Below are 18,858 nucleotides of genomic sequence, written 5' to 3' on the forward strand. Positions count from 1 at the left end.
AATCGGTTGGACTATTTGCTGCTGGTCTTCCCCGTCTTGGCGGGTTCAGGGAAGGACGCCCATAATGAGGGCGCCGATGAAAGCAAACGCAGCACAAATCATCAATGCGTTGATTGGCCTCGTAAGTCCCATGACATAGCCTCCTCTTAAAGAGCTATGCCCTGGAGTCTAGGTTCATTTGTGCCACAGGCAAGCGGAAAATGTGCTGCATTGCGACGTGATTGTGGATTTTGCGACTTCGGTTTCGCCGTTAGCCGTTGAAACTCCTTGGCAAAACCCGCTTCATGCCTGTGAATAAATTATGGCGGTGGCGTGTCGATGCTGTGTCATGGCAGCGCTACCCTCGCAAAAGTCGCCTTCGACTTTCGCGATTGCACATGCCGAGCTCTAACGCCGTCCGAACACTCGCCCGTCGATTGTCAGAAGACCAAGTCCGATCAGCACCACACCGCCGATCTCAAACGATTCCAGCCGCTCGCCAAGGAAAAGAAAGCCGAGCAGCATGGCACTGGCCGGCACGATCAGCGTGACCAGCGAGGCGTTGGTGGCCCCGGCCGAGGCGACAAGGTTGAAGTAGAGGATGTAGGCGAAGGCCGTGGACAGAAGCGCCAGCGCCAGCACCGCCGCCCAAACCGGCGGCGAGGCGGAGAACAGGCCGGCCGGGCCATGGGCGAAGAGCACGATCGGGATCATGATGATGGTCGAAGCCGTCAACTGCCCGGTGGCGACGACCGGCGAGGGCACGCCCTTGAAACGGCGGGCGACCATCAGCGCGATGCCATAGGAAAGCGAGGCGCCGATCAGCGCGAATTTGGCCCAGACAGGGCCGCCGAGCCCCGCCAGCAGGCCGGGACCGATCATCACGGCCGTGCCGGCGACACCGAGCCCGATGCCGGCGAGCTTGTTCCAGGACAGCTTTTCATCTGATGTCAACGCGTTGGCCAGGATCAGCGTCCAGAACGGCGTCGTGGCGTTGAGGACGGAGGCGACGCCGGCCCCCAATTGGGTTTGACCGGCAAAGATCAGCGAGAAGGGGATGACATTGTTGGTGAAGGCCAGCAGGAAGAACAGGCCGGCATGCGGCAGAGCGAGGCGGAAGGACGGTCCGCGCAAGCCGAGATAGAGCTGCAGGGCTATCGCCGCGATGGCGACGCGAAACAGCACCAGCACCAGCGGTTGGAGTTCCGCCACCGCGATGCGGGCGAAGAAGAACGAGCCGCCCCAGATGGCGCCGAGCAACAGCAACTGCCCCCAGTCCCTGAGCGTCATCGGTCCGCGTGGCGCAGATGCGGCGGTCACTGCCATATAAATCCTCCCCCAGACAGCCGGAATGCCAGCCGACAGGCGGAAGCCATATCTGGTTCGGCGGCAAGGGCCACCCGAAACCCGACCGGCAGCCAAGCCTTTCGGCAAAAGCCAGTGCTGTGCCGCAGGAGCACGAGACACAGAATTGTTTTCGTTGCAGCACCGCGCGCCTCCAGAGATGCGCAAAGGACGCTTGCAAGGCTCATCCCTGGCGCATGATCCCTTCCGAAGTCGAAATTAACTTTCGGGGTCATGCGCTAGCCGCTAGCTTGGATTAATTGTGCGAGCTGAAGTCGAGGATTCGTCCATGCAGCGATTCGAGAATGCAAGCGAGGCTGCACTGGCGCTTCGCCCGGACGACCCGGTCTACTGCTTCCGCCCGCAGGTCTTGAAGGCGGATGCGAAGCAGTTCATGGGCATGTTCCCCGGCAAGACCGCCTACGCGGTCAAGACCAATGGCGAGCAGATCGTGCTGAAGACGCTGGTCGAGGCCGGCGTCACCGCCTTCGACGTCGCTTCACCAGGCGAGTTCGCCGCCGTGCGCGCCGTCTCGCCCGATGCGGAGATGCTCTACATGCATCCGGTCAAGGCGCAGTCGGACATCAAGCTGGCTTTGGAGAAATACGGCATCCGCGTCATCTCGCTCGACCATGAGGACGAGATCACCAAGCTGACCCGCGTGGTGCGGGCGCTCGATATCGACCCGGGCGCGGTCAGCGTCTTCGTTCGTGTGCAGACAAAGGGCCATGCCGCCTACGAGCTGTCCAAGAAATTCGGCGCCGGGCCTGCCTATGCGGTCGAACTCGCCGAGCGGCTGAACCGCACCGGCTACAAGGTCGGCCTGTGTTTCCATGTCGGCAGCCAGATCGAGGATCCCGACACCTATGAGCGGGCGCTGGCCTCGGCCGACTGGGTGCGCAACCGGCTGACCTTTGACATTGCCGGGCTCGACGTCGGCGGCGGCTTTCCGGCCGAATACGGACATGATCCCAACCGCAAGCAGATCGAGATGCCGTCGCTCGGCCAGATCATGTCGCGGCTCTCCGGCGACCTGAAGGAATATCAGTTCGACCAGATGCCGCTGGTGGCGGAGCCGGGCCGGGTGATCGTGGCGCGCTGCCTGTCGCTGATCGTGCGCGTGCTGTTGCGCAAGGGCAAGCGGCTCTACATCAATGACGGCATCTGGGCCTCGCTGTCGGATTCCTGGACCGGCAAGATCACGCTGCCGGCGCGGTTCATTCCCGATCCGGCGATCCGTACGCGCAATGGCGATGAGAAGAACATCGTGCCGTTCAAGGTCTGCGGCGCGACCTGCGATTCCGTCGACATCCTGTCGCGGCCGTTCTGGCTGCCGGAAACCGTCGACACCGGCGACTGGATCGAGATCGGCCATATCGGCGCTTACTCGCTGTCGCTCAGGACCCGCTTCAACGGCTTCTATCCCGACACCTTCGTCGAGGTCACGACGCCCTTCGACGAGGGCGACGCGCCGGTGGGGTTCGCGAGTTTGGAGACGATGGCGGATTAGGAAAAAAGGGGTGAGTAGTCAGTAGTCATGAGTAGTCAGTAGTCAGCAGGGAATCTCTATATCTCACTACCCACTACCCACTACCCACTACTCGCTCTCTTCACAATTTTCCCAACAGCTCCGGCGTCGGCCAGCCATCGACCGGCATGCCGAGGCGCATCTGCTCCTTGCGGATGGCTTCACGGGTGTTGGTGCCCAAAATGCCGTCGACGGTGCCGACGTCGTAGCCCCTGGCTTCGAGCTTGGTCTGCAGTTCTTTCATCTGCTCATTGTTGAGGCCGGGCTCGGGATTGCGCGGGTCAAGCGGCGGCGCGCCCGCCAGCCGCGCGGCGAGATTGGCCGCGGTCAGCGCGTAGTTGAAGGACTGGTTCCATTCGAGATAGACGTCGAAATTCTCGTAGGTGAGGAAGGCCGGGCCCTTGCGGCCCATGGGCAGCGCCAGGCCGGCCTTCAGCCCCTTGTCGGCCAGCGGCGAGCCGTCGGGGTTGGTGACGCCCCACTGCGCCCACTGTGTCAGCGGCAATTTGTTGGTGCGCCCGGTCTGGTCCCACGGCATCTCCTCGGGCACACGCACTTCCTGGATCCAGGGTTCGTCCCGCTTCCAGCCGCGCGACAGCACCTTGTTGCCCGTGGTCATGATCACGTCGGGCACGGAGCCGCGCAGATCGATTTTGCCGTCGCCGTCGCCATCGATGCCCCGCGCGAGATAGTCGGATGGCAGGATCTGCGTCTGGCCGATCTCGCCGGCCCAGGCGCCGGTGACGTCGGTCGGCAGCACGCCGCGATCGATCAGTTCCAGGAGCGGCACCAGTTGCTGGCGGAAAAGCTGCGGGCGGCGGCAGTCATGCGACAGCGTCACCAATGCGCTCAGCGTATGGAAATCGCCCTGCACGGCGCCGAAATCCGTTTCAAGCGCCCAGAAGGCGGTGATGACCGGGGCCTGGACGCCGAACTGCTGGTCGGCGCGGGCGAAGATGTCGGCGTATTTCTTCATGTTCGCCGCACCTTGCTTCAGCCGGTAGGCCGAGATCATGCGGTTGGAAAACTGGACGAAGGTTTGCGTGAAGACGCCCTGCGCACGGTCGCGCGCCAGAGCCCTCTCGTCGATCCTGGCGTCCTCCAGCGCATCAAGACCGACCGCGCCGACACCGGCAGCCTTGGCTTCCGCCGCCACACCCTGCTTCCAGGTTTCAAAATCGCCGCCGCATTCCTGCGCCATCGCCGGCAAGGCCGTGGCGCACAAGAACAGCGCCGCGAGGGCTTGGGAACGCAGTCGCATCAGCTTCCTTTCGAAACGAGAGGGCATTGTCGTGCCTGAAAGCGCAACGCCCTGAATTACCAGCGGTTGCACCCTTTAGCGCTGGCTGTGTCGAAAGCAGGCGGCAGGCCCGGTGTCAACGGCTGATCTGTCGCAATCACTATTCCCGCGGCTTGCTGCCGTTGTCACGGTGTCAACGGGTGATCTGCCGCAACCCCCATTCCCGCGGCCTCGCTGCCGTTGTCACGGTGTCAACGGGTCTTCTGCCGCAACCACCTTTCCCGCGGCTTCGCTGCCGTTGCCACGGCGTCAACGGGTGATCTGCCGCAACCCCCATTCCCGCGGCTTGCTGCCGTTGCCACGGCGTCAACGGGTGTTCTGCCGCAGCCACTTGTTCCAGGCGGATTCCGAGCCGTTGAAGACGTTGATGTCGGACTTGCCGGTCATGCCGGGAACGATGCCGGTTCCGGTGTACTGCCAGAAGGTGAAAGGGTGGCCACCATATTTCTCGCGCGGGTGTCCGGCGACGGAGCGCAGCCAGTAGGGATAGCCGCGGAAGGTCGACAGTTCATTGTCGTCGAAGAAGTCGACCGAGGTGTAGATGATCGGCTTCTTGCCGTAATGCCGCTCCACGATTTCGAGGAAGGTGGTCATCTCCGCGCGCACCGTGGCGGCGTCGGGGCGCAGCCGGCAGGTCGGCGAGTTCGGGTTCCATTCCATGTCGAGAACCGGCGGCATGGCGGAGCGGTCGACGGGGACATTCTGGATGAACCAGCGCGCCTGGGTGGCTGCCGGAGTGCAGAAATAGAAGAAATGATAGGCCGCGCGTGGAATCCCATTGGCTTTCGTGCGCGCCCAGTGCTCGCTGAAATACTCATCGAAACGGTCACCGCCTTCCGTTGCCTTGATGAAAGCGAAGGAGATGCCGCTGGCCTTGGCCGCCGGCCAATCGACCGAGGTCTGGTATTTGGACACGTCGGTACCATGGACGGCATAGTTCCACGGCGCACCGCTGTCCCACTCATGCGGCTTTGAATCGGCAAAGCGCGGCGCGCGCACGGCCACCGTCGGACTGCTCGACGCGGACGGCGACAGCGGCGAGAGATCGTCCACGGTCGAGCAGGCGCCGAGCAGCGTCAGCATGAAAAGGGCCGCAAGACGGCGCATCCGCAACTTCCAAGCCGGAATCAGCCGGTCGCTGATGGGTCTGTGCACTGATGGCCGAAGCTGGTCTGGCCCCCTCCAGGCGATCGCCCCACGCATCGCCTGGCATATTCGTTTTTCGTGCATGTCGTTGTCCCAAAACCGCTGAGCGCTTTTGGCCGACATGCACCCCTGTGATCGCCGATCATGGTTGATATCTGGTTTATGGCGGTCGACAAGAGGCCCGATTTTGCGGAAGCAATGGCGGCAATTCGATGACATAAACGTCAGGCGAATGCCTGGGAGGCAATGGATGCGGTTCGTCGTCAAGATCGTCAAATGGCTGCTTGGCCTGATCGTGCTGGCTATCGCCGCGCTGTTTGCCTGGCTCTATATCGCGCCGCCGGAACTGATCCGCGTCGGCTCGGGCTATTCGGCCAAGATCGTCTGCTCCAACGTCTTCATCGCCGGCCGCGACGCCAACGAGGTGCTGGCCGTCGATGTGCAGGCGCCGGGCCACCCGCTGCTGCGCTTGATGCGGGTTTCGGTCGACAAGAACCGGGGGACGGTTTCGGCCGGCCTGCTCGGCTTCCTCGGCAAGAGCGAGGCGGTTGCCCGCGACGGGTTGGGCTGCGCCTCCGTCCCCGACGGCGATGTCGGCAAGGCGCGGCGCACGGCAATCCATGCCTCGCCATCGCCGACCAATCAGGACGCGCTGTGGCCTGAGGGCGAGCGAGTCGATGCCTCGCAGAAGCCCGAGGTCTCGAAGATTGTCGGGGACGCCGCGCTGGCCGGCACCGGCATGCGCGCGATCGTGGTGATCAAGAACGGCCGCGTCGTCGCCGAACGCTACGGCGACGGTTTTTCGGCCAAGACGCCGCTGCTCGGCTGGTCGATGACCAAGACAGTAAATGCCGCTATCGTCGGCACGCTGGTCAAGGATGGGAAGATGACGGTCGACAACAAGGGCCTGTTCACGCCGTGGAAGGCCGACGGCCGCGCCGCGATCAGCCTTGCCGACATGATGGCGATGTCGAGCGGGCTGGAGTTCAACGAGGATTATGGCGACGTCGCCGACGTCACGCGCATGCTCTATCTCGAACCTGACATGGCGGGCTTTGCCGCAACCAAACCCCTCACCGGTGAGGTCGGCAAGACGTTTTCCTATTCGAGTGGCACGGCGGTGATGCTGTCGCGCCTCTGGCAGGACGCGATCGGCGACAAGGCCAAGGCATTGACGTGGCCGCGCATGGCGCTGTTCGAGCCGCTCGGCATGCGTAGCGCGGTGCTCGAGACCGACGAGCAGGGCACTTTCGTCGGCTCGTCCTATCTCTACGCCACAGCGCATGACTGGGCCCGCTTCGGCCAGTTCCTGCTGCAGGGCGGTGTATGGAACGGCAACCAAATCCTGCCGGCCGGCTTCGTGGAATGGATGCGCGAGCCGGCATCCGCCTCGAAGGTCTACGGCAAGGGCCAGTTATGGATCGAAGCGCCGGGCGACGAGGAAAACCCCGGCGCCGGCGTCGCGGCCGGGCTGCCGAAGGACACTTACTGGATGGAGGGCCATGACGGACAGACCGTCGCCATCATTCCGTCTGAGCAATTGGTGGTGGTGCGGCTCGGGCTAACGCCGGCCACGTTCAACTACCGCCCGCAAGCAATGGTGGGGGCGCTCGTGAAGGCGCTGCATTAAGCGGCAGTCGGTTGCTGTAGAGTTTCTTCTAGGCTGCGGTCGCCAAAGGCTTGGCGCGATCAATCCGCGCCCGCTCCTCGGGTGAATTCATGACCTGCCAAAGATCGCTGCGGCGCTGCACGTTGAGCCAGAAATCCGGGCTGTTGCCAAAGACCCGCGCCAGAATGAGCGCGGTCGCGGCCGTCACGTTGCGGCGGTCGTTGCACAATTCGTTGACATGCTTGCGCTGAACCCCCATCGCTTCCGCCAAAGCAGCCTGTGTCAGGCCAAGTGGTTGCATAAATTCTTCCGTGAGGATTTCACCCACCGTTGCCGGCTTGCGTGTGGTCATCAACATGTGTCGTCTCATCTGTAGCTATGATCGTCGAGATGGATATCCGACGCTTCACCACGGCCGCCATTCCACCGAAAGATCAGCCGCCATTGGTTGTTGACGCGGATTGAGTGGAAGCCATCGAGACTACCACGCAACTTTTCGAAGTGATTGCTCGGCGGTACGCGCAAATCCTGATCGGTCGTCGCGTCATCGATCATCTGGAGCTTGCGGAACAACCGGCCTTCAAGATCGGACGGAATGTTGCGGGAATGGATGTCTTCCACGAAAAAGGCTCGCAGCCATCCGTCCCGAAACCCGACGATCACTTTCTATCTCCAGCATGGAGATAGTGTACCACCCTTTGGGTCATTCTGCAATCGCGAAGGGCGAACCCTGCTGATCGCGTTCACCGGATTGACCTTGGAATTGGAGCGTTGGGCCGCCGATGGCGAAAGCGCGCCGGGTTCTACGGCTGTTTTGTCTGCGATGTCAGGTGCCGAGCTTGATCACAGCCAGCCAGGAATAACCGTGATAAAGCGTGCGGAAACGGAAGGTTGCGCCGGTTCGCTCGGCTTCCGATTCCAGAACGTCGCGCAGGGATTCACGCGGCGTGACGTGGAATTTTTTCAGCCAGCCGCGCAGCAAGGTGCGGAACCAGCCTGGCAGACCTTCCTGCTGGCCGAAATCGACGACGTGCAGCGAGCCCATCGGGGCCAGCGCGGCAAGTGCTGCCGATACCGTCTTCTCCCAGCCCGGGATCATCGACAGCGAATAGGATACGAAGACGCGGTCGAAGCTGCCTTGGCCAAACAGCGCCTTCGCGTTGAAATCCGTGGCATCGCCCCTTGCCAGCATGACGCGATCAGAGAGGCCTTCGCGGGCAACCGCGGCGCCTGCCGTCTCCAGCATTTCGGCCGAAATATCGAGGCCGAAGAAGCGCGCGTCTGGATAGGCGCGGGCGGCGAGGATGATGTTGCGGCCGGTGCCGCAGCCGAGTTCCAGTACGGTGCCGCCCGATGGCACGTCCAGTCCCGATATCAGCTTGTCGCGGCCGAGCAGGTAGTATTTGCGGGTCAGGTCGTAGATGTGGCGCTGCCAGCGGTAGACGCCGTCCATCAGTTCGGCGTGGCTGGCCGGCAGCTCCGTCGTGCTCATGCGGCGCGCTTCACATAGAGGTGGAAGCCGCCATAGATGGCCGAGCGGTCGCGGGCCGAGAATTCGCGCGAGGCCTCGTTCTGGTAATCCCACTGGTCGAGAAGCGAGGTGGAAACGCGGCCCGGCAGCAGGCTGGGCTCGGCAGCGGTGCGGAAAATGACGCGCGCCCCAGTGGAGGCGGAGCGGGTGATTTCCGACCACAGTGCATTGAGCTGGTCATCGGTCATCCAGTCCTGCGCGTCGAGCAGGATGAAGCGGTCGACGGCGCCGGCATCCTTGCCGGCGAGGAATTCGATCAGGTTGGCGTGATGGATGGCGACGCGGTCGACATTGCCGCGGATGGTCTCGTAATTGTGCTTTTCCAGATAGGCGGGCAGGGCGGCCTCGCCTGGTTCCGGGTAGCGGCGAGCAAAGGCCTGCCAGGCGAAGTAATTGTTTTCCAAGGGGAAGTCGCAGGCAAGCTTTTCCAAGCGGGCCTTAAGCACGCTGGCCATGGTGCCGTCGCCGGAGGTGATCAGCGAATCATACTGCGCCGGCGGAATGCCGAGACCGAACAGCGAGGCTTTTCGCGAGGTCGCCCATTTCAGAAGTTTCCTGTCGAAGACCGGCGCCAGCTCCTCGTTGAAGAAGCGGCGCTGTTCGCCGATATTCCTGGCTTCCATCATGCGGGCCGGGTTGACGCCGAAGAACTTCGCCGTGCGATGGCCCATGGCGATGAACAGGCCAAGCAGGCCGGTCTGGTAGAAATTGCGGTCGAAGACACCAATGCGTCGGCGGCCGCGCAAGTTGCGGTGTTCCCAATAGTGGCGGCTGACCGGGTCGAGATGCGGCGCGATGAAACGGTCGTAAGCTTCCGAATTGTGACTGGTGTCGGCGGCGCCGAAGAAGCGGAACAGGTCGCCCTGCGAGGGCAGGCGGCGCACCGCTTCCAGCTTCATGCGGTTCAGCGCGATGTGGGCGGCGTTAAGGTCGACAGCGTCGATCCGTGCCGGCGAGCGGGTAAGGTAAGCCAGGATGTTGCATCCGCCCGAGGCGATGGTGACGATCCGATGGCCCTGGCCAAGCTGCATCGCGTCCATGTCGACGTCAGGGTCTTCCCAGATCTGCGGATAGACAAGGCCGGAAAACAGGAAGGCGAACAGCCGCTCGGAAATGCCGGCTTTCGAAAGCGCGCGGTTCTGGTAGACCGCTTTTCCAACTTCCTTGCCGCGGCGAAAAACCAGGTCCGAGGAGACGTCCGTCATGGCAAAGTGATTCCCCATTTGCTTTGCCGCAAGCGGGTACCGCAGGGTCATGACAGGCCGGTGACAGCCTGTTGACGTCTCCCTTACAGCTTGCCAAACCCGCCCGGCGTCGGCGTCGTCACGATCACCGCCTCGCCAGCGTCGAGCACGGTCTGGTCGCAGGCCTTCAGCACCTCGACCGTGCCGTCGTTGCGGCGGACCTTGGTCGAGCCGACTTCGCCGTCGTCGCCGCCATCCAGCCCCCGTGGCGGGCGGTTGCGGTGCGAGGACAGGATGGCGCATTCCATTTTCTCGAGGAAGCGGATGGTGCGTTTGGTGCCGTCGCCAGCGTTCCATTTGCCCTTGCCGCCCGAGCCTTCGCGGATGTGAAAATCCTCCAGCACCACGGGAAAGCGCAGTTCAAGCACCTCCGGATCGGTTAGGCGCGAATTGGTCATATGGGTGTGCACGCCGGAGGTGCCGGCAAAGCCGCGGCCGGAGTTCATATGGCCGGCCGGCGAGCCGGAACAGATGGTCTCGTAATATTGGTACTTCTTGTTGCCGAAAGTCAGGTTGTTCATCGTGCCCTGCGCATTGGCCATCGCGCCCATGGCGCCGAACAGCGCATTGGTTACGTGCTGCGAGGTCTCGACATTGCCGGCGACGACGGCGGCAGGATAGGTGGGCTTCAGCATACAGCCGTCGGGAATGACGATGTTGATCGGCCTGAGGCAGCCGGCATTCATCGGGATCATGTCCTCGACCATGACGCGGAAGGCGTAGAGCACGGCCGCGCGCGCCACCGGCTCAGGGGCGTTGAAATTGTTCTTCATGACAGGCGACGTGCCGGTGAAGTCGACGGTCGCCTCGCGCCTTTGGCGATCGACCGTGATCTTCACCTTGATGACCTGGCCGGTATCGGTCGGATATTCATATTCCGACGTGTCCGGCAGCCGCTCCAGCACCCGGCGCACGCTCTCGGCGGCATTGTCCTGGACATGGCCCATATAGGCCTCGACGACATCAAGCCCGAAATGGGAGACCATCTTGCGCAGTTCGGCGACACCCTTCTCGTTGGCGGCAATCTGTGCCTTGAGATCGGCGATGTTCTGGTGCGGATTGCGGGCGGGGTAGCGATGGTCGGTGAGCAGCGTATGCAGCTCCGTCTCGCGGAATTTTCCGCGGTCGACGATGCGGAAATTGTCGAACAGAACGCCTTCCTCGTCGACCGTGGTGGCGAGCGGCGTCATCGAGCCCGGGGCGGTGCCGCCAATGTCGGCATGGTGGCCGCGCGAGGCCGCCCAGAAGAGGATGTTTTTCCTGATGTCGTCGAACACCGGTGTCACCACGGTGATGTCGGGCAGATGCGTGCCGCCATTATAGGGGGCATTCAAGGCAAAGACGTCGCCGGGGTGGATGTCGCCGGAGTTCAGCCGGATGATGGTTTCGACCGAACGGTCCATGGAGCCGAGATGCACCGGCATGTGCGGCGCATTGGCGACCAGCGCCCCGGTGTGGTCGAAGACGGCGCAGGAAAAATCCAGCCTTTCCTTGATGTTGACGGAATAGGCGGTGTTCTGCAGCGTCACGCCCATTTGCTCGGCGATCGACATGAAGAGATTGTTGAAGACTTCGAGCATCACCGGATCGGCTTGCGTGCCCAGGGCAGCGGCGCGCGCTTTCTTTTCCGTGCGGCGTATAACGACGTGATCGAGGTTGGTGATTTCGGCCCGCCAGCCCGGCTCGACGACGATGGTCTGGTTTGGCTCGATGATCAAGGCGGGGCCGGCGACCAGATTGGACGGTCCGAGGGTCTCGCGACGGTAGACGCCAGCTTCATGCCACTGGCCTTCCGTGTAGATTAGCCGGGTCTCGGAAGCGGCTGGATGGACCCTTGCCGGTCCGGCAGGCGCATGGGCCTCGGCGCTGGTCTGGCCGGTTTCGGTACCCTCGACGCCGACGGTCTCGACCATCATCGGCTTGTCGTCGTAGACGAAACCGAATTGCGCTTTGTGGGCGATTTCGAAATCGCGCTTTGCTTGGAAAATCGAGTCGTTCTCAAAACTTACCGGCAGCGTCGTATCGGTGCCGTCATAGCGAATGTGCAGCACCGGCCTGGTGGCAACCGCGTCCTCGGCGATGCCTTGCGCCGCCAGTTCCGCGATCACGGCCTTTTTCAAGGTGGCGATGAGGCCGCCAATCTCCGTTCTGGACTCTTCGGCGAGCGGCTTGAGCAGCGCCTGCTGGCGCGAGGCGAACAAGGAGGCCAGGCCGATGCCATAGGCCGAAAGCAGGCCGGAGAAGGGATGGATCAGCACGGCCTCCATGCCAAGCGCGTCCGCGACCAGGCACGCGTGCTGTCCGCCGGCGCCGCCGAAGCAGTTCAGGAGGTATTCGGTGACGTCGTAGCCGCGCTGTACGGAAATCTTCTTGATCGCATTGGCCATGTTCTCGACCGCGATGGTGACGAAGCCCTCAGCGACCGATTCGGGCGGCCGGCCATCGCCGATCTCGGTGGCAAGTGCCGCGAATTTCGCATGCACGGTTTCCGCGTCGAGCGGCGCGTCCTGGCCGGAACCGAAGATCGACGGGAAGAAGTCGGGCTGCAGCTTGCCGAGCATCACATTGGCATCGGTCACCGCCAACGGGCCGCCGCGCCGGTAGGCGGCGGGGCCGGGATTGGCGCCCGCGGAGTCTGGTCCGACGCGGAAACGGCCGGGCTCGTAGTGCAGGATCGAGCCGCCACCGGCGGCGACCGTGTGGATGCGCATCATCGGCGCGCGGACGCGCACACCGGCGACTTCGGTGTCGAAGGCCCGTTCATACTCGCCGTCATAGTGGGCGACGTCGGTGGACGTGCCGCCCATGTCGAAGCCGATGACCTTGTCGAAACCGGCGAGCTTCGCCGTCTCGACCATGCCGACCACGCCGCCGGCCGGGCCCGACAGCAATGCGTCCTTGCCCTGGAACATGTCGGCGGCGGTGAGCCCGCCAGAAGACATCATGAACATCAGGCGAGGGGATTCGTTGTTTTTTCCCGCCGCACCCGGTTCTCCCGCCACCCCCAGTTCTCCCGCCACCCTTTGCACATAGCGCGACAGGATCGGCGACAGATAGGCGTCGACCACCGCGGTGTCGCCGCGGCCGACCAGCTTGATCAGCGGCGAGACCTCGTGGCTGACCGAGACCTGTCCGAAACCAAGCTTGCGGCAGACCTTGGCCACGGCCTTCTCGTGATCGGGATATTTCCAGGCATGCATGAAGACGATCGCCACGGCGTCGATACCATCGGCTTTCGCTTGTTCTATGGCCGGCCGGCAGGCTGATATGTCGAGCAGCCGCTCGACGCGGCCGTCGGCGAGCACGCGCTCGTCGACCTCGATGACGCGCTCATAGAGCTGTTCGGGAAGGATGATCTCCTTGGCGAAGATGTCCGGTCGCGCCTGGTACGCAATCCCTAACGCATCGCGAAACCCCTTGGTGATGAGCAACAACACGCGGTCGCCCTTGCGCTCCAGGAGGGCATTGGTGGCCACGGTCGTGCCCATCTTGATGTCGCCGATCAGGCTGGACGGGATCGCGGCGGCCGCTTCAAGGTCGAGCAGGTCGCGGATACCCTGAATGGCCGCATCGGCATAGGCTTCAGGATTCTCCGACAGCAATTTGCGCGGATGCAGCCCGCCTTGCGGGTCACGGCCGATAATATCGGTGAAGGTGCCGCCGCGATCGATCCAGAAATCCCATTTCGCGGTCATGCGGCTGTCTCCGGTATTCGTTTTCGTTATCGTTGTTAAAGCGCCCAAGCGCCGGCAGCAATGTCGCCTGCATGCCATTGATGTTACAGGCGGAAACGCAACGTTATGAAACCCATGGCCGTCCGGGGCATTTCTCCTTCGACCGTTCACCGCAACGTGAACGTGTGTTGAAGGAGAGACGTAATGAAAAAGCTCATTCTTGCTTCGGTGTCCGCCCTGGCCCTGCTGGGCGTTGCCGCCTGCAGCGACAGTGGCACAGGCACTGACAACACCACCACGCAGAGCACCAATCCGCCGGCTGCCGAGCAGCCGATGAAGCCCGCGGCCCCGGCCGATAATTCGACCAAGCCTGCCGAGCCGGCTCCGGCAACGCCCGCTCCTGCGCCCGCGCAGTAGTTTGTAAGCAGTAGGTGTCTTGGGAGGAAGGCCGGCTTCATGCCGGCCTTTCTCGTGGAGACCGCGCTCGGGACCGTGGATCGTCGGTGGCCACGGACCCGATAGAGAGTGGCCGTTATTGGCTTGATAGCGGGGACCGGTTGGCTCTATGAAGCTGGCCATGTCGATTTGGGACCGCCTCGGCGACTTCATCACGCGCGTTTCGTCTTCGACCACGTCAGGCGTCGCCGACGTGGTCGAAGCTGTGCGCACGGTTTTCTCCGGCGATGCCGACCTGCGCCGCCGCGTCGCCTTCTCGGTGGCGATGATCGCGCTGTCGGCCAAGATGGCCAAGGCCGACGGTATCGTCACCCAGGATGAGGTGCGCGCCTTCCAGGAAATCTTCGAAGTGCCGCCGAAGGAGACGCGCAACGTCGCGCGGCTGTTCGATCTGGCCCAGCGGGACGTCGCCGGTTTCGAGACCTACGCCGAGCGCATGGCGCAGCTCTGCGGCTCCGGGCACTCCAATTGCGTGATGCTGGAAGACATACTCGACGGCCTGTTCCACATCGCCAAGGCCGATGGGTTGGTGCATGAGCGCGAAGGCATCTTCCTGCACCGTATCGCCGAGATCTTCCGCATTGACGAAACGCATTACGAATCGATCATGGCACGGCACGTCAATCTTGGTGCCGGCGACCCCTATGTCGTCCTCGGCATCGAGCGGGGCAAGCCGTTCGAGGAGGTCAGGAAACGCTATCGCAAGCTGGTGTCGGACAACCACCCGGATCGGCTGATCGCGCGCGGGCTGCCGCAGGAATTCATCAAGATCGCGACGACCAGGGTCGCGGCGATCAACGCCGCCTACGAGATGATCGAGCGGGGCCTGCGGCACGCATGAGCGGCTTCCTGCCCGACGAGCCGAGCGCCGAGGTCAGGGTATCGCCGAATTTCGGGCCAAGGCGCGACTCGCAGAAGCCCGACATGATTGTGCTGCACTACACGGGCATGGCAACCGGGGCCGCGGCCGAAGCCTGGCTGTGCGCTCCGGCGAGTGAAGTCTCGTCGCATTATCTCGTCCATGAGAATGGTCACGTCGTGCAGATGGTGCGGGAAAGCGATCGCGCGTGGCACGCCGGCCAGAGTTCCTGGTTCGGACGCACCGACATCAATTCCTGCTCGATCAGCATCGAAATCGTCAATCCCGGCCATTCACTGGGCTATCCCGGCTTTCCGAAACGTCAGATCACGGCGGTCATCGAGCTGTGCAAGGGGATTGTCACGCGGCACGCGATCACCCCCCAGCGGGTGTTGGCGCACTCCGACGTGGCGCCGGGGCGCAAGATCGATCCCGGCGAGAAGTTCCCATGGGCCGCGCTGTTTAAGGCCGGTGTCGGCCATCTCGTGCCGGCCGCTCCCGTCAGGCGCGGAGCCGCGCTGAAGTCCGGTGACCGCGGTGCCGATGTGGAGACGCTGCAGTCGATGCTGTCGCTTTATGGCTATGGCGTCGAGATATCGGGCATTTTCGACGACCGGACACGAATTGTCGTTGAGGCCTTTCAACGGCATTTTCGACCGCGCCGGATCGACGGCGCCGCCGACGGCTCGACGATGCGCACGCTGCAGAAACTGCTTGCTTCCGCGAGGAATTGACCTCAGGTCAAGAGCGGGTCCAAGTAATCCTCGCTGGTCATAAAGTTACAAACTGTCACTGAAAGTGACTTGCCTCGCCTTCATTGGCGCCAAATCGGACTTCAAAGGGCGTTTCGTACAGTTTGTCGGACGTCCATCCCCCCGGGTGTTCCGATATTGATCAAGCGATGCCACGCGAAGATCTTCGCGTGGCCCCAACAGAACAGGATCACATGCAGAAATTGACCGTTTTAACGGCAGCTCTTGCTGCCGGGGTAATGAGTTTTGCCTTCAGTGCGGCCGACGCCGCGCCGTTAAGCCCACGGGCCGACCAGGGCCTCGTCGCGGCATCCGCCAAAGGCAAGGCCATTTCGGCCAAAAGCAACAAGACGACGAAGCAGGTTTCCGCGAAAGTGGAAAAGGCAAGCTGGGCCAAGGCAAGTGGGACCAAGGCAAGTAAGACCGGGGCAGGGAAATCCTCCGCCAAGAGGCAGACAAAGCGCGGCCGCAAAACCGTGGACATGACGACGACAGCATCGATCGGTCTCGGCAACGTCGCTGCGGCGACCGCGGCGGTGACGAGCGGTGGCCAGTATTCCGCGATTGTCGGCCGCTACGCGGCGACCTACGGGGTTCCGGTGTCGCTGGCCCAGGCCGTGATCAAGATCGAAAGCAACTACCGGCCGAACATGGTCGGCGGCGCCGGCGAGATCGGACTGATGCAGATCAAGCCGGCAACCGCGCGCATGATGGGTTACAGCGGGTCGGCCAAGGGCCTGTTCGATCCCGACACCAACATCAAATACGGCATGAAGTACCTCGCCATGGCGCGCGACCTCGGCGGCGGCACGACCTGCGGCACCATCCTGAAATACAATGCCGGCCATGGCGCCACCCGCATGAACCCGGTTTCGGCGGCCTATTGCAGCAAGGTCAAGGTCCAGTTGGCGGCTGTCGGCGCACCGGCTTGACAAGAACCGGGCACGACGGCTTTTTCGGTTGCGTTTTGCGGTGTGAACCCCTTTATACGCCCTGCCAGCTGGCCGGGCGGCCGCACCCGCAAACGCCGAAAGGCCGCGGGTGAGGAAAGTCCGGGCTCCATGGAAACACGGTGCCGGTTAATGGCCGGCGGGGGCGACCCCAGGGAAAGTGCCACAGAAAGCAAACCGCCACGACTTTGTCGGGGTAAGGGTGAAAGGGTGGGGTAAGAGCCCACCGCGCGACTGGCAACAGGAGCGGCACGGTAAACCCCACCGGGAGCAAGACCGAATAGGGGCGGTGCGAGGGGAAACCCTCGAGGGCTGTTTCCGGCCCACCGTCCGGGTAGGTTGCGTGAGGTGCATGGCAACATGCGCCCAAGATGAATGGCCGCCACGTTCTCGCCTCGCAAGGGGCGAGGGCCATACAAAACCCGGCTTACAGGCCAGCTGGCAGTTTCTCTCCACGACATCTGGGATAAAGCCTTTGGTATCAGAAGGTTACGCCCATGGGCGCAGCTTCTGATTCAAAGGCACGGGGCTGATTTGCCCCGCCACAAGACAGAGATATCCGCCGACTTTCTTGAAATTGGTGCGATTAAATCGTACCGTCACGGCTCATCATCAGGAGCCTATCATGGGTCAGGTCGACAAACGCAGCATCACGCTTTCGCCGGAATTGGCTCAGGCGGTCGACGATGTGGTCGCGGCTGGAGAATACGCCTCGGCGAGCGAGGTGATCCGCGATGCGTTGAGGCAATGGAAGGACCGCCGCGACCTGATGGGCTACACGGTTGAGGAACTGCGCAAGCTGGTGCAGGAGGGGATCGACAGCGGGCCTGGTCGGTTTGCCTCGATGGACGAAATCAAGGCGGAGGCCCGCAGGCGTCTGCGATCTGACGACGCGGCATGAAGTTGCTGCCAATCGACCGCAGCGCTCGTGCGGAAGAGGATTTGGTTGCGATCTGGCTTCATATTGCGGGCAACAACGAGGCAGCAGCGGACCGGTTGCTTGATCGTTTAGCGGCAAGATGGCAGCAATTGTCGACTTAATCCCTTCTCAGGTGCGCCACGCGACGACATTGCGCCGGGTATCCGCCATCTGATTGTCGGCGAATATCTCACCTTGTACCGGGTCGGCGGTGATGCGATCGAAGTTCTTCGCGTGCTGCATGGTCGGCGCAACATCGAAGCCAATGACCTCGGCTCCTAAGCAATCCAGGAGAAGCGCTAGCGCTTTCCCTTGCGGAATCGCGTAATTGCGTAAAACAAGGAGTTAGGGCGGTTCGGCGATCCCATCAAACGCTGACCCGCTCGTGGTCGATTTGTCAGTCGCTGATCCTGTCCAGCGAGGCCTCGATCGCCTTCCAGAGTTCTTCCACCGGCTCACAACCGACCGACAGGCGAACGAAGCCGGCCGGAACCGCGTCGCCTCGCTTCAAGCGCCGCTCGGCCGAGGTGTGGACGCCGCCGAAGGAGGTTGCGGCCTGCATCAGGTCGCAATTGTTGATGAAATCCTCGGCTTTCTGCTCGGAAGCGAGTTCGAAGGAGATGAGGAAGCCGAAGCGCTCCATCTGGGCGCGGGCAAGATTGTGCGAGGGATCGCCTTCCAGGCCGGGATAGCGCAGGCCGTTGATCGCCCGATGGCCTTGCAGGCGCCGCGCGATCACTTCCGCCGACGAACACATGCGGTCGAAGCGCACATCCAATGTTTCCAGGCCGCGATGCACCAGCCAGGCTTCGAACGGCCCGGGGATGCTGCCCGAGACCTCGCGCCAGCCGGTCACGGCGGCGATGATATCCGCATTGCGGCTGGCAACATGTCCGAACAGCACGTCGGAATGGCCATTGGGTGCCTTGGTGTCGGCGGCGACAACGATATCGGCGCCGTGATCGAGAGGACGCTGGCCGAAGGGCGTCATCGTCGTGTTGTCGACCACCAGCAGCGCGCCGGCCTTGTGGACGGCTTCGGCGACAGCGGCGATATCGCAGATGTCCAGCCCCGGATTGGCCGGCGTTTCGACGAAGGCCAGGCGATAGCCCGCAAAACCGCCGTCAAGGAAAGTCGATGTCGGCCGGACATCGTAGGAGACGCCGAGCGGTTTCAGGAAGCGATCAGCCAGCGCCCTGGTGGTGTGATAACCGTCCGAAGGCAGCAGGACATGGTCGCCGGCCTTGAGCACGGCAAAGAATGCCGCCGAGATCGCTGCCATACCCGAGGGAAAACCGACGCAGGGCGCGTCTTCCAAATGGGACAACATGTGTTCGACGGCATCCCAGGTCGGGTTGCTGAAACGGCCGTACTGGTTGAAGCCGGTGGCATCGCCCGGTGCATGGAAGATGGCGGCCATGGTCAGTGGCAGGGGAATGGAATCGCCCATGGCAAACCCGCTGCGACGCAAATGGGGAAGGGCCGCAGCGCGCGATTTGGCAGTTTCAGACATCGAGTTTCAAATCCCTTGGCGATCAGTGAGATGGGGGAGACGCTATGCCCGGCC

18 protein-coding genes and 1 other RNA gene are annotated in these 18,858 nt (G+C 62.8%); 10 read left to right on the top strand and 9 right to left on the bottom strand.

What is annotated here, in order from left to right:
- Nucleotides 1-387: 387 nt before the first annotated feature.
- Complete coding sequence (locus FJW04_RS13075; RefSeq protein WP_140714553.1) at nucleotides 388-1,305, bottom strand: DMT family transporter; 918 nt, start codon at nucleotides 1,303-1,305, stop codon at nucleotides 388-390.
- A gap of 307 nt (nucleotides 1,306-1,612) precedes the next feature.
- Here FJW04_RS13075 and FJW04_RS13080 point away from each other — a divergent pair, with 307 nt between their 5' ends.
- Nucleotides 1,613-2,833 carry an alanine racemase gene (locus FJW04_RS13080; protein WP_140615602.1) on the top strand — a complete coding sequence of 407 codons (1,221 nt, stop codon included), beginning with the start codon at nucleotides 1,613-1,615 and terminating at the stop codon, nucleotides 2,831-2,833.
- Between the two features lie 100 nt (nucleotides 2,834-2,933).
- On the opposite strand, the gene FJW04_RS13085 is transcribed toward FJW04_RS13080, so the two are convergent.
- Together FJW04_RS13085 and FJW04_RS13090 are read right to left on the bottom strand one after the other, a co-directional pair.
- Nucleotides 2,934-4,112: a lytic murein transglycosylase gene (locus FJW04_RS13085; protein WP_140714555.1), complete on the bottom strand. Its 1,179-nt coding sequence runs from the start codon at nucleotides 4,110-4,112 to the stop codon at nucleotides 2,934-2,936.
- A 345-nt stretch (nucleotides 4,113-4,457) separates the two neighbouring features.
- The gene (locus FJW04_RS13090) at nucleotides 4,458-5,258 is read right to left on the bottom strand and encodes a GH25 family lysozyme (RefSeq protein WP_140714557.1); all 801 of its coding nucleotides are present in this window, start codon (nucleotides 5,256-5,258) and stop codon (nucleotides 4,458-4,460) included.
- 289 nt (nucleotides 5,259-5,547) lie between these two features.
- Here FJW04_RS13090 and FJW04_RS13095 point away from each other — a divergent pair, with 289 nt between their 5' ends.
- The gene (locus tag FJW04_RS13095; protein ID WP_140714559.1) at nucleotides 5,548-6,927 is read left to right on the top strand and encodes a serine hydrolase; all 1,380 of its coding nucleotides are present in this window, start codon (nucleotides 5,548-5,550) and stop codon (nucleotides 6,925-6,927) included.
- Nucleotides 6,928-6,955: 28 nt separating this feature from the next.
- Here FJW04_RS13095 and FJW04_RS13100 read toward each other — a convergent pair whose 3' ends face one another.
- From FJW04_RS13100 to FJW04_RS13120, 5 genes are all read right to left on the bottom strand, one after another.
- Nucleotides 6,956-7,264, bottom strand: a complete 309-nt coding sequence (locus FJW04_RS13100; RefSeq protein ID WP_015317189.1) for a HigA family addiction module antitoxin — start codon at nucleotides 7,262-7,264, stop codon at nucleotides 6,956-6,958.
- Between the two features lie 8 nt (nucleotides 7,265-7,272).
- Entirely contained in the window at nucleotides 7,273-7,569 is a 297-nt protein-coding gene (locus tag FJW04_RS13105; RefSeq protein WP_140615608.1) for a type II toxin-antitoxin system RelE/ParE family toxin, read from the bottom strand.
- Between the two features lie 163 nt (nucleotides 7,570-7,732).
- The gene (locus FJW04_RS13110) at nucleotides 7,733-8,398 is read right to left on the bottom strand and encodes a class I SAM-dependent methyltransferase (RefSeq protein ID WP_140714561.1); all 666 of its coding nucleotides are present in this window, start codon (nucleotides 8,396-8,398) and stop codon (nucleotides 7,733-7,735) included.
- Nucleotides 8,395-9,693: a DUF3419 family protein gene (locus tag FJW04_RS13115; RefSeq protein ID WP_140714563.1), complete on the bottom strand. Its 1,299-nt coding sequence runs from the start codon at nucleotides 9,691-9,693 to the stop codon at nucleotides 8,395-8,397. Before FJW04_RS13115 ends, FJW04_RS13110 begins: the two co-directional genes overlap by 4 nt.
- A gap of 32 nt (nucleotides 9,694-9,725) precedes the next feature.
- Nucleotides 9,726-13,376: a hydantoinase B/oxoprolinase family protein gene (locus tag FJW04_RS13120; protein ID WP_140714565.1), complete on the bottom strand. Its 3,651-nt coding sequence runs from the start codon at nucleotides 13,374-13,376 to the stop codon at nucleotides 9,726-9,728.
- Between the two features lie 183 nt (nucleotides 13,377-13,559).
- Between FJW04_RS13120 and FJW04_RS13125 the strand changes: the two genes are divergently transcribed.
- From FJW04_RS13125 to FJW04_RS30555, 8 genes are all read left to right on the top strand, one after another.
- Nucleotides 13,560-13,772: a hypothetical protein gene (locus FJW04_RS13125; RefSeq protein ID WP_015317194.1), complete on the top strand. Its 213-nt coding sequence runs from the start codon at nucleotides 13,560-13,562 to the stop codon at nucleotides 13,770-13,772.
- 160 nt (nucleotides 13,773-13,932) lie between these two features.
- Nucleotides 13,933-14,652 carry a DnaJ family molecular chaperone gene (locus FJW04_RS13130; protein WP_041163805.1) on the top strand — a complete coding sequence of 240 codons (720 nt, stop codon included), beginning with the start codon at nucleotides 13,933-13,935 and terminating at the stop codon, nucleotides 14,650-14,652.
- A complete protein-coding gene (locus FJW04_RS13135; protein WP_140714567.1) occupies nucleotides 14,649-15,404 on the top strand; it encodes an N-acetylmuramoyl-L-alanine amidase in 756 nt (251 codons plus the stop codon). The genes FJW04_RS13130 and FJW04_RS13135 overlap by 4 nt, the downstream gene beginning before the upstream one ends.
- 212 nt (nucleotides 15,405-15,616) lie before the next feature.
- Nucleotides 15,617-16,354, top strand: a complete 738-nt coding sequence (locus FJW04_RS13140; protein WP_140615616.1) for a transglycosylase SLT domain-containing protein — start codon at nucleotides 15,617-15,619, stop codon at nucleotides 16,352-16,354.
- Between the two features lie 64 nt (nucleotides 16,355-16,418).
- Nucleotides 16,419-16,818, top strand: an RNA gene (rnpB, locus tag FJW04_RS13145) — RNase P RNA component class A.
- Nucleotides 16,819-16,997: 179 nt separating this feature from the next.
- Nucleotides 16,998-17,273 carry a type II toxin-antitoxin system ParD family antitoxin gene (locus FJW04_RS13150; protein WP_140615618.1) on the top strand — a complete coding sequence of 92 codons (276 nt, stop codon included), beginning with the start codon at nucleotides 16,998-17,000 and terminating at the stop codon, nucleotides 17,271-17,273.
- The gene (locus tag FJW04_RS30550; protein ID WP_263485734.1) at nucleotides 17,270-17,413 is read left to right on the top strand and encodes a type II toxin-antitoxin system RelE/ParE family toxin; all 144 of its coding nucleotides are present in this window, start codon (nucleotides 17,270-17,272) and stop codon (nucleotides 17,411-17,413) included. Before FJW04_RS13150 ends, FJW04_RS30550 begins: the two co-directional genes overlap by 4 nt.
- Nucleotides 17,414-17,465: 52 nt before the next feature.
- Nucleotides 17,466-17,573, top strand: coding sequence for a hypothetical protein (locus FJW04_RS30555; RefSeq protein WP_281405543.1), 108 nt, complete (start codon nucleotides 17,466-17,468; stop codon nucleotides 17,571-17,573).
- Between the two features lie 115 nt (nucleotides 17,574-17,688).
- Here the strand turns inward: FJW04_RS30555 and FJW04_RS13160 are convergent, their stop codons facing one another.
- Complete coding sequence (locus tag FJW04_RS13160) at nucleotides 17,689-18,804, bottom strand: cystathionine gamma-lyase (protein WP_140714569.1); 1,116 nt, start codon at nucleotides 18,802-18,804, stop codon at nucleotides 17,689-17,691.
- Between the last annotated feature and the right edge of the window lie 54 nt (nucleotides 18,805-18,858).

Origin of the sequence: Mesorhizobium sp. B2-7-3, from assembly GCF_006440715.1 — a bacterium.
Taxonomy (GTDB): domain Bacteria; phylum Pseudomonadota; class Alphaproteobacteria; order Rhizobiales; family Rhizobiaceae; genus Mesorhizobium; species Mesorhizobium australicum.

Excerpts from the sequence above, each read along its gene's own strand:
- FJW04_RS13075 (WP_140714553.1), bottom strand. The coding sequence starts at position 1,305 with ATGGCAGTGACCGCCGCATCTGCGCCACGCGGACCGATGACGCTCAGG.
- FJW04_RS13080 (WP_140615602.1), top strand. The coding sequence starts at position 1,613 with ATGCAGCGATTCGAGAATGCAAGCGAGGCTGCACTGGCGCTTCGCCCG.
- FJW04_RS13085 (WP_140714555.1), bottom strand. The coding sequence starts at position 4,112 with ATGCGACTGCGTTCCCAAGCCCTCGCGGCGCTGTTCTTGTGCGCCACG.
- FJW04_RS13090 (WP_140714557.1), bottom strand. The coding sequence starts at position 5,258 with ATGCGCCGTCTTGCGGCCCTTTTCATGCTGACGCTGCTCGGCGCCTGC.
- FJW04_RS13095 (WP_140714559.1), top strand. The coding sequence starts at position 5,548 with ATGCGGTTCGTCGTCAAGATCGTCAAATGGCTGCTTGGCCTGATCGTG.
- FJW04_RS13100 (WP_015317189.1), bottom strand. The coding sequence starts at position 7,264 with ATGTTGATGACCACACGCAAGCCGGCAACGGTGGGTGAAATCCTCACG.
- FJW04_RS13110 (WP_140714561.1), bottom strand. The coding sequence starts at position 8,398 with ATGAGCACGACGGAGCTGCCGGCCAGCCACGCCGAACTGATGGACGGC.
- FJW04_RS13115 (WP_140714563.1), bottom strand. The coding sequence starts at position 9,693 with ATGACCCTGCGGTACCCGCTTGCGGCAAAGCAAATGGGGAATCACTTT.
- FJW04_RS13120 (WP_140714565.1), bottom strand. The coding sequence starts at position 13,376 with ATGACCGCGAAATGGGATTTCTGGATCGATCGCGGCGGCACCTTCACC.
- FJW04_RS13125 (WP_015317194.1), top strand. The coding sequence starts at position 13,560 with ATGAAAAAGCTCATTCTTGCTTCGGTGTCCGCCCTGGCCCTGCTGGGC.
- FJW04_RS13130 (WP_041163805.1), top strand. The coding sequence starts at position 13,933 with ATGTCGATTTGGGACCGCCTCGGCGACTTCATCACGCGCGTTTCGTCT.
- FJW04_RS13135 (WP_140714567.1), top strand. The coding sequence starts at position 14,649 with ATGAGCGGCTTCCTGCCCGACGAGCCGAGCGCCGAGGTCAGGGTATCG.
- FJW04_RS13140 (WP_140615616.1), top strand. The coding sequence starts at position 15,617 with ATGCAGAAATTGACCGTTTTAACGGCAGCTCTTGCTGCCGGGGTAATG.
- FJW04_RS13150 (WP_140615618.1), top strand. The coding sequence starts at position 16,998 with ATGGGTCAGGTCGACAAACGCAGCATCACGCTTTCGCCGGAATTGGCT.
- FJW04_RS30550 (WP_263485734.1), top strand. The coding sequence starts at position 17,270 with ATGAAGTTGCTGCCAATCGACCGCAGCGCTCGTGCGGAAGAGGATTTG.
- FJW04_RS13160 (WP_140714569.1), bottom strand. The coding sequence starts at position 18,804 with ATGTCTGAAACTGCCAAATCGCGCGCTGCGGCCCTTCCCCATTTGCGT.